Source organism: Johannesbaptistia floridana, from assembly GCF_057440575.1.
Window position 1 is genome coordinate 1 of the sequence record NZ_JALKVM010000408.1, and the last position, 12,293, is coordinate 12,293.

A 12,293-nucleotide genomic window follows, 5' to 3' on the forward strand; every position below is an offset into this window, starting at 1 on the left:
CAAATGAGCAAGTTTTAGCAGTAATGAGTAAATATTTTTCAACTGTATTTAGCCCCAGGGAAAAGGAATAACCCATAGTTAAACGGCTTTGTTGAAAAGCATCAGCAGATTTTTCTTGAGAAAATAAATCCTTAAGAAAAATCACTAATCCCCTAGCTATACCTATAGAAATAATAAATATTGCCACCAGTTGACAAATACTAGTCAATATTTTATTTAAGATTTTGACAGCAGTGGCAATATCAGTATCTAACGATTCTAAAAACATTTTTTAGTAAGCTCTACTATAACTAAACTATAGCTTTTTTAAGTCTGCTCTTGAAAGGTTAATGGATTTAGGCATTCACTGCAATGCTTGGAATAGCTAAAATGCCTATTCCCCTATCAAGTAGCGTTATAGTTAAATAGTTTGTAAATTATTTGGCCTGGTTTGGCTACAGTAGCTAAATAGTTAACGGCAGGGGTAAGCTTGACTAGTGACCAATTTTGAGCGGCTTCAGCATCACCATTAATAGTATATAGTTGAGCAGATTTAGTAGGATTTACTTCCACTTCTAAACTATCTAAACCTCCAGCTATTCCCCATCCCATAGCTTTTAAAACTGCCTCTTTGGCAGTCCATGCTTGAAAAAAAGCTAGAGATTGCTGAGATAGAGGTAAGTTTTCTATGAGTTGGGCTTCTTTTGGGCAAAAATAACGTTTAGCTAGATTAACTGCCTCGGGAAAAGGACGTAAGTATTCTAAATCAACTCCGATTAATTGCTGTGGAGAGATTCCATAAATTACTAAATCTTGAGAGTGAGAGAGATTAAATTGTAACTGATTGCTTTGATATGACTCAGCTAAATAGGGTTTACCCTTGGAGGTGTAATTAAATTCCAAGTTTTGGGGTTGAATATTTAAATATTTAGCTAAAATCAGTCTCAGATAACCACGACTAGCAATAAAGGCGTTTTTGTGCTTAGGAAAATGGAATTTATTGGCGCGATTTTGTTCATCTATTGCTAGTAATGGTGTGAGTTCGGAGATTTGTTGAGAAGTTAGATTGGTAGGTAAACACCAGATATGAGTTTCATCTGCTGTTATTTTGGGTACTTGGGTAATAAAATCATCTATATGCACAATCTTTGATAAATTTCATCTAAATTGCGTAGATGCTGTTGAGGATCAAAACATTCAGCTAACTCTTCTGTTGATAATACCTTCGTTACCTGTTCATCTTTGCTAATTAACTCTCTAAAATTCCCCTCTGGTTGATTCCATGCTTGATGTGCAGAACTTTGGACGATTCGGTAGGCATCCTCTCTCATTATGCCTTTTTCTACTAGGGCGAGTAAAACTTTTTGACTAAAGATTACTCCTCCATAAATATTCATATTGCGCTGCATATTTTCTGGATACACTTGTAAATGTTTGATTAAGTCACTCATTTCTTTAATCATAAAATGGGTGATAATGCAGCTATCGGGAAAGATAACCCTTTCTACGGAACTGTGAGATATATCTCTTTCGTGCCACAAAGCGACATTTTCTAAAGCTGCCATGGCATTACCCCGGACAATTCTGGCTAAGCCGGTTAAACGTTCGGAGCGTATTGGGTTACGTTTATGTGGCATCGCTGAAGAACCTTTTTGCTTTTTTGAGAAATATTCTTCAACTTCAAGTACATCAGTTCTTTGTAAGTTGCGAATTTCTACAGCGAATCTTTCTATGGAGGCGGCTACTATGGCTAATTGCTGCATATATTCGGCGTGGCGATCGCGCGAAATTACTTGAGTGGAGGCACAATCTGGGTCTAAATTCAGTTTTTGACAGGCTATTGCTTCTACTTTTGGGTCTATATTAGCGTATGTTCCCACGGCGCCCGAGATTTTCCCTACACCTATTTCTCGTCTGATGCGAACTAGGCGATCGCGATTTCTCAGCACTTCTGCCAGCCATCCTGCCAGTTTAAACCCAAAGGTAATTGGTTCGGCGTGAATCCCGTGGGATCTCCCTACCATTACTGTATAACGATGTTGTTGGGCTTGATAGCGAATTACTTGGCTTAATTCTTCTATTGCCTCTAATATTAAACTTATACTTGCTACTAGTTGTAGAGCCAAGGCTGTATCTATTACATCTGAACTAGTTAAGCCTAGATGAATATATCTCCCTGCATCTCCCACATACTCATTTACATTAGTTAAAAAAGCGATAACGTCATGGCGGACTTCTGCCTCTATTTCCAAGATGCGCTGTTCATCAAAATTTGCCTTAGCTTTGATTTCTGCCACTGCTGATTCTGGTATATAGCCTAATTCTGCTTGTGCTTCACACACAGCTATTTCTACATCTAGCCAGGTTTTCAGTTTATAATTATTAGTCCAAATTTCGCCCATTTCAGGCAAGGTATAGCGTTCAATCACGGTCGGGATTTAGATTTATTGCTTTATCATCTTAGCAGAAAGATTGTCTTTAGTGGTAGTTTTGGCGATCTCCTCTCATCCTCAACTTAATTGTGGAGCTCCGGGAGAGGGGGAGAAGTATTAGTTAGATGAGTAATGAGTTTTGAAGTTTTGAAGTAAGAAGGTAGCCTGTAGCCTGTAGGTTGGGCAGGGAGATAACCCAACATGATGAGTAACGAGTAATGAGTAATGAGTAATGAGTAATGAGTAATGAGTAAGAAGGTAGCCTGTAGCCTGTAGGTTGGGTTGAGGTCACGAAACCCAACACTATAAAAGTAGTTGTAGTTGTAGGGTGTGAAGCGTGCGAAGCCCGTAACGCACCAAATTATGTCAGGATTTCCTGATAAGATTAAGTCCGTTTAATTTATGACAATACATTGTTTCAGTTTTTCCTGAGCTAATGAAGGGAAAGATCTGAAGATAGCCTAGCTTGATTATGTGGTATATTAATAAATATAAAAAAATAATATTGATTGATACAGCGATCGATGTTCGAGACAGCCAATCAAAATGACGAAACTAGGGGAACAGATTCCCAATATGTGGAGCAACTACAAGCTTTAACGAATTCTGATGAACACCTAGAATTTATTAAAACTTTGCTGGAGAAGAATTTTGTTACTGATTCCGATAAACAGCAGCTACTACAGCAAATCGATAGAATAAAAAAACGTAGTTTAGACCCTAATTTTTATTTAGCAATAGTTGGTGAATTTTCCAGTGGCAAGAGTACTTTTATCAATGCACTTCTTCGGGATGATTTATTAAAAACATCAGCCCTAGTAGCTACGGCATCAGCCACTAAAATTAAATATGGAGATGATTTAATCATTGAAGCTAAATTGACTGGTACGACCAAAAGTACCATAAAAACCGAGAAAATCACCAACATAATTACTCTCCCTCATCTCAACATCAATCGGGTGACACCAAGAGAATTAATCCATATTTTAACTACTCAACCAGAAATAGCGGAAAATGTCCTGTCACTAACTATCAATCATCGGGCAAGTTTTCTTCGAGAAAAAATTGTAATTATTGATACTCCAGGTACAAATGCTATCAATGTTAAACACGGAGAAGTTACTCGTAAAACTATCGCCAATGAAGCAGATGCAGCAGTTGTTATCATTCCTGCTACTACACCATTGTCTCAAAGTTTGGCTAATTTTTTAGATACTAGCTTACGACCTTTTTTGCCTCGCTGTATTTTTGTGGTTACAAAAATGGACAGCATTAGAAAAAAAGAAAGGGAACAATTACTCAACAATATAAAAAATCGGCTAGAAACAATGCTGTCCATTGAAGACCCGATTATTCGTTCTGTTTCTGCCCAAACTATTCTAGATAATCTGGATAATCAAGATGATGAAGAGGAAACCGTCTCAGATTCAGAATATTGGAGCGATAATTTTACTCAGTTAGAAGAGTTTTTACTCAAAAAAGTTCGCCAAGAGAGAATATTAATTATTGCTGAAAACAACTTAAGCTTGTTAACTAAACTTTTAGAACAGTTAGAAACAAATTTAACTCAAGAATGGCAAAAATATCAAGAACGTCATCTAGCCTTAAAAAATGATACTATTCAAGATATAGCATCTTTTGCTCAAAAAAATAAAAACCTTTGTAAACAAACAATCATCCAAGGGACAATCAAGGCGATAGAAACCCTAAAATCACTGATTTTAGAATATAAACAAAAAAAGAAACAAAAAATACAACAAAGTCTTTTAACTATAAACAGTTGGGAGCAATTCAAATATTTTACAGAAAATCAACTAGAAACTCTTCTACAATCAGAACAACAAATATTGCAAAATATTATAGAAAATCGCTTTCAATTTTTAAATAATCAAGCTAAAAAAGCCCAATCAAACTTTGATCATGAATTTACTCAAGCTTATAAAAAATTACAAGCATTAGGGGCAAGCTTTGACTATTCTCATCAAATTAATCAAAATAATTTATCATCAAATATATCTAATATTTGTGCAGAAATGAAAGCTATTAGCGCTCAACAAGAAGAACAAGCCACAGGTAGAGTTATTAAAGGCGCCGTTATCGGTGTAGTCGGGGCTATTCTCATACCAGGAATTGGGGCAATTATTGGAGGAATTATCGGGGCTTCTTTATCCCGTTGGCTAGGACCATCCCTGGATGATCGAAAAAAAGAATTATGGGATAAATTGGAGCCTAATTTAAATGATTACTTTAAAGAGTTAATTACTCAAACTGGTAACAATCTGATTAGTCATAGTCAAGAATTAATTAATTCTTTAAATAAGTACATTGATTTATACACACATAAGTATAATAGTATTGTGCAGTTAATGCTCTCTGAACAGGAACAGGAATTAGAACGCTTAAACAATTTACAACTATCTACTCAAACTTATCTAAAAGAAATCGAAAGGCGTAAATTGCAAATGAAGCAACAACAAGAAAGGTTAAAAAATATAGTTAGAGGTTGATTTATGTTCGATGATCTTTTTGATTTAATTGATGATTGGTTTATTCAAGACCAAGAATCTAATTTAGAAGCGTTGGCACTTAATTCTGAAGATGGTCTCAAGTATTTAAATGACTTTCAAAATGGTTTTAATGAGAGTCTCTCAGAAAATTATTCAGAAAATTATATTGATGAATATACAGATAACTTAGCTTTGGAGTTTGATAATACTTCATCAGGGGTAGAGACAGAGATACTAGAAGACTTTCTTAATTTTAATTATTCTGACTATTCTATCTATGAGGAAGGCTGGACTGTATCAGAATTTGAGGGAGTAGGAGACCCTTTTGAAGATGCTCAGTTTTGGCAATATCAACAAGGTAGTAGTTCTTGCGCCGTAGTCGCTCAAATGGGAGTATATGAGTCTATTACCGGAATAGACCTCACAGAGGCTGAAGTCTGCGATATTGCAGAGGCTAATGGTTGGTTTCATCCTGACCGGGGTACTTATCCCGAGGATATGGGTAAAATTCTCAACCATTTTGATATACCTACTGATACCTATTACAATGCAGACCTCAATGATATTGCTCAAGCCCTCGACGAAGGTAACAAAGTAATAGTCAGTTTGGATGCCCAGGAAATTTGGGAACCAATCAGAGATGGTGATGGTAACCCTCTCGAACAATCAGATGCAGGTCACGCAGTTTGGGTAACAGGAATAGACCAGCTTCCCGATGGAAGTGTCAAACTAATTATCAATGATAGCGGTACTCCTGATGGTCAAATGAAAGTAGTTGACGCTGTAGATTTTGTTAATGCTTGGGATGATTTTGGGAACCAAATTGTAATCGCTCATGATTCTCCTCTGGTACCCATAGTTTAACAAAAGTATCAAGCATAAGTCCCTTTAATTATTCTGAGAACGGATAGGTAAAATTCTTACTTTGGCACGACTTAAATCAATGGTGATTAATGCCCCTGACTCAAGTTCAGCTTGAAAACGATTTAAGGATTGAATAAGAATAGTTTCCAAAGATTCAGGAAATAAATCTTGAGTACGAACTTGAATAACACTAGGACAATTTGCTTGAGTTGCCGCTAATAATGCACCAAAATCCAAATCATTTGTGAAGACAATATAATTATTTTCTAATGCCCACTGCATGATAAATTTATCGCTTTCCGCTGGATTTCCTATCGTTGACCAGTGTTTTGCTACTATTCCATACTTAGCAAATACAGAAATCCAGTTAGGTGATAAATTCATATCAATCAAGATTCTCATACCACGTTTAAATCAATTTCTCTTTCTTCAACCCGCCATGCTGCATAAGTTAAAGCTTCATAGATATCAGCTTCTTCTAAATAAGGATAAGCCTCTAAAATTTCTTGGGGAGAATGGCCAGATGCCATTAATCCCACCACTGTACCCACTGTTACTCTCATCCCTCTAATACAAGGTTTTCCTCCCATGACTTGAGGATTACTGGTAATTCTCTTTAAAGTTTTCATCAAAATAATTGGGTTTGAAACCCCGTGCTTCAGCACGGCTTTACAGTTTCAAGTTTAGCATAGACATTTTCAAAGCCTAAGTATATAATTCAAATAACCCTCACATATTTTTTCATGAAAATTGATCCAGAATTACTAAAAAAAATAACTAGTCAATCTCTAGCTAACAAATCTCAGGGAATAAAAGGCTTAATTAATAGTATTCATAAAGATACTCAACTGAGAAACTGGGTGACAATAGAATCTATGCCCCTACCGCCAATACCTTATAAAATAGACGATCAATGGTATCTGTTGACTCTATTAGTTACTAGTAAAACTCTCGAAACCGAAACTCAGGTATTTAACCCTCCTTGGGGAGCTATAAAATGGATTATACCCCAAGGAAATGTCGTAGAAACTCAAGATTTGAGTGAGAATACAACCATTAGTCAGTTACAATCAAATCAGGAAAACTCGATTAAAGTTACTCCCACAGATTCTACCGTGAATCTTGATAGTAAAACTAGATTGATTAGAGAAGATGCCCTGTTTCAATTACTAGATAAATTGGTAGTAGAAGATTTTTCCTTGAGTAAATTAGCACCTCATTATGCAGGATTACTACCTAGAGAAATTTATGATTACTACTGGCTACTAATTCCCGAAACTAAAGAATGGTTAAATAGAGATGTAAAAGCTTGGGATTTATCTAATCGAGAATCCCAGTCAATAACTATTGAAGAAGAAAAGAATAATCAGGAAATACCCATTATTAGCGATCAAGAATCTCCTGGTAAAACAGTATCAGCCTCAGAATCTTCCCTGAATCAATGGTTATCTGAATTAGAAGAGATTGCCACTCAGTATGACTTAAAAGATTTCTCCAATCAGTTACACAATTACCAATATCGACTTCTACAGCCTGGCTTTAGATTGGCTGTTGTGGGAGAATTTAGTCGCGGCAAAAGTAATTTAATTAACTGTCTTTTAGGGGATGATTTCTTACCTACGGGAAGTTTACCGACAACATCAACCTTAATTTCAATTTTTCCTTCTCAAGAAAATCAGATTACTATCTATTTTCCAGATCAACGGGTGGAGAATCGCGAATTGAGTCAAGAAGCTTGGGGAGATTTACTGGCAATAGATCCCACAGGCAATAATCAAGACATATTAGCTAAAGTGCGGGTAAAAATTAATAATTCTTGGTTAGAAAAGCTTGATGTGGAGTTAATTGATACCCCCGGCGCTAATGATTTAGGAAGTAAAAGATCTGGTTTGGTTTTTGATTTACTCAATCAATGTGACGCGGCAGTTTTAGTTATTAGTGCAACTATACCTTTTAGTTTAACTGAGACTAGTTTTTTAGAACAAGAAATTATTGGACGTCATGTACCTCGTATTTTAGTTGTAGTTTCTAAGCTAGACATGGTGAAAGCCGATGAAAGAGAAGCTGTCTTTGAAAATATCACGAGTCGTATAGGCAGAATTTCACCGGAAGTTACTGTTTTACCTTTACATCCCCTTGATAATCACCACTCCTCCACAGATACCATAACAGCTATTAAAACTCATCTAGAAAAAATGGTTGAAAAAGGAGAAAGAAGACTATGGCGTAGTCGTCAAGTTACAGAACAAGTACTAGATGGTTGTCAAAAGTTGAAAAATTTAGCAGAAACGGCGATCGCCAAAGCACAATTAGCTGAAAGTGAAAGACAAACAGAAATTAACAAAATTGAAGCATCGATTCAAGAGGCAGAAATATACTGGCAAGAGTTAACCATAAATTTAGATAGTAGACGCCTGAAAAATTATCAGAATCTTGATCTAAACATTATGGAATTTAAGACAAACCTCTTAGACGTTTTAAAATTCCAACTCAAGAAAGCCTCTAATCCTAAGTTATGGTGGCAAGAAGACTTACCATTTGTTTTACGTAAAGAATTTGTTAGTTTTTCTCGCAATGTAGAAAATTCTCTAATTCAAAAAATAGCTGAAGACAATACCTGGGTAGAAGCAAAAGTTAAAGAATATTTTGGACAAGAAATAGCCACAATTATGCCCGTTAGTAACTATAACTATGAGCTTACTTCTAGTTTTGAGAATTTACCTCTAGCTGATTTACAAAAATATCGTCTCTTCACTCGTCTAGGTAGTAGTGCAGCAATTATTGCTGGCTATATTTTAGGAGGTCCAATTGGAATAGCTTGTAGCACAGGAATCTGGTTATGGGGAGAAAATACGATAAATCAGACCATAATGGAGCAAAAACAAACAGTTGAGCAGGAGTTGGAGCAAAAAGTTAGCTTGTCACTCAACCAATACTCACAAAAAGTTGCCGCAAGACTAACGGAAATATATCAACAAATTCTTCAAGAGATTAACAAAGAAAAACAACAATGGCGACAAAATCAACAAATTTTAATTGCTACCATGAAATCAACAAAACAATTAGAAAAATGGCATCAATTAAATGAACAAGTTAATCAGATAGAAATAAAAATTAATCAAAAACTAAAAGAAAATTAATTAAGATAAGGAGTTGAGCATGATTGAAACCCAAGGTTACAGTAAATTCTTTGAAAACCGCCAAATTCTCGAAAAAATTATTGAAGAACAATTAATGTTTTTAAATAATTTAGAGATGAAAGGATGGGGAGATACAATTGATAAGTTAAAAGAAAGAGTTAAAGCAGATAATTTTAAAGTATTAGTAGTTGGGGAATTCAAAAGAGGTAAAAGTACTTTTATTAACGCTCTATTAGGACAAGAAATTTTACCTTCCTATGCTAAACCTTGTACAGCTATCATTAATGAAATAAAATGGGGAGAAACTCATCGAGCGGTATTGCATTTTAATCAAGATGAAAATGGTAACACTAAACCTCCTCAAGATATTCCCATCGACGAAATAGAAGATTATGTGGTGATTAAAGATGGAGTTAGTCAAAGAGAAGCGATTAATAGTACTCCACACGAAAAAGTCGAGATTTTTTGGCAGTTAGACTTGTGCAAAAATGGTGTAGAAATCATTGATTCTCCCGGATTAAATGAAAATGAAATTCGTCAAAAAGTTACTCTCGATTATTTAGCCACCGTCGATGCAATTCTTTTTGTTTTGACTTGTGAAGCTTTAGCCTCTCAATCAGAACTAGATGTGATTAATAATACCCTGATAAAAGCAGGACATGAAGATATTTTCTTTGTTTGCAATCGCTTTGATTCTATTCGCAAAAAAGAAAGAGAAGATTTGAAAAAATATGGCATCTCTCGTCTAGCTCCCTTAACTAAAAAAGGGGAAAAAAGAGTATTTTTTATTAGTGCTTTACAAGCATTAGAAGGAAGATTAGATGAAGATGATGAAGCAGTAGAAAAGTCAGGAATTATTCCTTTAGAAAAAGACTTACAAGAATTTCTAATTTATGATCGCGGTAGAGTTAAACTACTACGTCCAGCGATGGAATTAAGAAGATCTATCCAAGAAGCGCGTCGTACTATTCCCGAGAGACGAGCATTATTAAGAACTGATGTTAAAACTTTAGAAAAGCGCTACGCAGAAGCGCAAAAACCCTTACAGGAATTAGAAATGCAGCGGCAACAAATTACTAGCAGAATTAGTAACTTTCTTGAAGATATGCGCATAGCTGTTAGGGGCAAATCTCAAGAATTCTATGTGAGATTAGCTGATGTTAAGATTAAAGAATGGATAGAAAGTTACGAAATAAAAGAACCAATAGAGTTTTTTAAGTTTGAATTTTTAACTAAGCAAATTGAACGAGTAGTTACAGAAATCACAGAATTTTTCTCCCAACAGATAGAAGCTGAGATAGAAACTTGGCAAACTCAAGAATTAGAGCCTTTAATTAAGCAAAGACTAGAAAGCTTAATGTTGGAATTAGATAGTAAAGCAGCAGATTTTCTGAAAAATATTGACGATCTCAGATTAAAAATCGCTCCAGGTAGCTTCGATGCTTCTACTGTAGTAGAATCAGAAAGAAAGGTATCTCCTATAGAAAGAATTTTTGCCACGGCTGGGGGTTTTGTAATTGGAGGAGTAGGTAGTGCTGCCGTTGGTGCAGTTTTTGGCTATCAAGAAATGTTGAAAAGTCTTATTCCTCAGATTGGTTTAGCGATTGGGGCGATATTACTAGGTTTAACTAATCCTTGGATATTTATTCCTTTGTTAATGGGTGGAGGTTTAGTTCAAGGAATTTGGAAAATGAAGTCTACAAATGATAAAGTTAAACAAACAGTAGCTGGTGAATATATTAAGCAACTACGAAGATCTAATTATGAACAATCTTGTCAAATTGCTGATTCTACTGTTAAAACTTTATCAGAGTTCAAGGAAAAAATTGATCAGGGTTTAAAGAAAGAAATCCAAAGTATTCGGGATCAAGTTGATTCTGTTTTGAGTGAGAAGCAAAAAGGCGAAGCCAATGTGGAGGAGAAGTTAAAACAATTAGAAGTAATTGAGAATAATATGAATAAAATTGATGTAAAACTAGATGAGTTTATCACTAATGTTACTTTGGGATAACCAGAAATAAGTAGAGAGCCTCATATCTTCCACCAGAACTTATGTACTAATTTTTAAGGAAAAATGTTCTTTATGGTTAATTCTCTATAATCTTTGTCTCCTAGGGGTTTAACATCAATTCTTTTACTTCAAAACTTCCTCACTTCAAAACTTCAAAACTCAACCACAACCAGTAACTTTGGGTAAAGATGCAAGATCTGAGGAGCGATCGCTTACTTGCTAGAGAATGTTACTTTTTTAGTCTATTGTGGTGAGTTACATTTGGTATAAAAAATAACTTCTAGTAAATGTTAGTATATTATGGTGCGTTACACGCAGGTTAACGCACCCTACTATAGCAATTCCCATACTAAAAAAACCATGATTCTGAATGAATATATTGTCTTAACTATCACAACCGGATATCAACTTTTGGCTAATTGGATTGAGGATAAAAAATCACCTCCAGGTCAACGTATAGATGTAGGTGGTTATAATTGGCATTATTGTGTCAGGGGAAAGGGAACTCCCACAGTCATATTAGATCATAGTTTGGGGGGAATTGAGGGTTATTTATTGATAGAAGAAATTTCTAAGTTAACCCGAGTTTGTATTTATGATCGCGCCGGATATGGTTGGAGTGATCACAGTCCTAAACCAAGGAATAGCCAAGAAATTGTTTCAGAGTTAAATACTCTTCTTAGTCAAGCCCAAATTAATCCACCATATATATTAGTTGGTGATTCTTTTGGAAGTTACAATGTTAGGCTATATGCCCATCGTTATCCTGAGAAAGTATTGGGTATGGTATTAACTGATGGACTCCACGAAGCAGGTATGCTGAAGATGCCAATTCAGTTAAAAGCCTTAAAATTATTTTTCATGTCTGGTTTTTTGATGTCAATACTAGGCTCGTTTTTCGGGATAATCCGCTTGTTTAAAACCCTGAAAATCTTCGAGTTAATTAAACCAGAATTACGTAATTTTTCTCGTGATCATCTTAACTTCGTTAAACGCTCATTTTGCCGTCCTAAACACTGGTTAACTATGCTGCGGGAGATGAAAAATTTAGATGTAAGTGGTTATCAACTTCAATCAGCTAATCACTTCAATCACATCCCTATTGTTTTGATTACAGCAAGTTCTTTTTTGAAACCATCATTGTGGACTCTTCCCTTACCGCTAAAAGCTTGTAACCAGTTAAGGAAGAAAATGCACCAGGATATTCTTAATTTATCGACAAATTCAGTAGAAATCCAGGTCCCCAATAGCAGTCATTTTGTTTGGGTAGATAAACCCAAGTCTATATGCCAAGCCATTGAGATTATCCTTAATAAAGCCTCTAATTAAAACAATATATTAAGTAACTCACATTTCATGT

At 35.3% G+C, this 12,293-nt stretch carries 9 protein-coding genes and 1 pseudogene; 5 read left to right on the forward strand and 5 right to left on the reverse strand.

Translation table 11 applies throughout. The features are described from left to right. From MW688_RS23150 to purB, 3 genes and pseudogenes are all read right to left on the reverse strand, one after another. A pseudogene (locus tag MW688_RS23150) lies at nt 1-268 on the reverse strand (hypothetical protein); the annotation flags it as partial. Between the two features lie 116 nt (nt 269-384). Beyond that, a complete protein-coding gene (locus MW688_RS23155) occupies nt 385-1,122 on the reverse strand; it encodes a 4'-phosphopantetheinyl transferase family protein (protein WP_486738377.1) in 738 nt (245 codons plus the stop codon). Then, on the reverse strand, nt 1,113-2,408 hold the full coding sequence (gene purB, locus MW688_RS23160; protein ID WP_486738378.1) for an adenylosuccinate lyase: 1,296 nt from the start codon (nt 2,406-2,408) through the stop codon (nt 1,113-1,115). The genes MW688_RS23155 and purB overlap by 10 nt, the downstream gene beginning before the upstream one ends. Before the next feature lie 527 nt (nt 2,409-2,935). Between purB and MW688_RS23165 the strand changes: the two genes are divergently transcribed. After that, nucleotides 2,936-4,918 carry a dynamin family protein gene (locus tag MW688_RS23165; RefSeq protein WP_486738379.1) on the forward strand — a complete coding sequence of 661 codons (1,983 nt, stop codon included), beginning with the start codon at nt 2,936-2,938 and terminating at the stop codon, nt 4,916-4,918. 3 nt (nt 4,919-4,921) lie between these two features. Beyond that, on the forward strand, nt 4,922-5,782 hold the full coding sequence (locus MW688_RS23170; RefSeq protein ID WP_486738380.1) for a C39 family peptidase: 861 nt from the start codon (nt 4,922-4,924) through the stop codon (nt 5,780-5,782). A gap of 24 nt (nt 5,783-5,806) precedes the next feature. Here MW688_RS23170 and MW688_RS23175 read toward each other — a convergent pair whose 3' ends face one another. Continuing rightward, nucleotides 5,807-6,166, reverse strand: coding sequence for a DUF5615 family PIN-like protein (locus MW688_RS23175; RefSeq protein WP_486738381.1), 360 nt, complete (start codon nt 6,164-6,166; stop codon nt 5,807-5,809). A gap of 14 nt (nt 6,167-6,180) precedes the next feature. Beyond that, the gene (locus MW688_RS23180) at nt 6,181-6,411 is read right to left on the reverse strand and encodes a DUF433 domain-containing protein (protein ID WP_486738382.1); all 231 of its coding nucleotides are present in this window, start codon (nt 6,409-6,411) and stop codon (nt 6,181-6,183) included. A 114-nt stretch (nt 6,412-6,525) separates the two neighbouring features. Between MW688_RS23180 and MW688_RS23185 the strand changes: the two genes are divergently transcribed. From MW688_RS23185 to MW688_RS23195, 3 genes are all read left to right on the forward strand, one after another. Further along, entirely contained in the window at nt 6,526-8,922 is a 2,397-nt protein-coding gene (locus MW688_RS23185) for a dynamin family protein (RefSeq protein ID WP_486738383.1), read from the forward strand. A 19-nt stretch (nt 8,923-8,941) separates the two neighbouring features. Next, complete coding sequence (locus MW688_RS23190; RefSeq protein ID WP_486738384.1) at nt 8,942-10,933, forward strand: dynamin family protein; 1,992 nt, start codon at nt 8,942-8,944, stop codon at nt 10,931-10,933. 360 nt (nt 10,934-11,293) lie between these two features. Further along, complete coding sequence (locus MW688_RS23195) at nt 11,294-12,262, forward strand: alpha/beta hydrolase (RefSeq protein ID WP_486738406.1); 969 nt, start codon at nt 11,294-11,296, stop codon at nt 12,260-12,262. Nucleotides 12,263-12,293 lie beyond the last annotated feature (31 nt).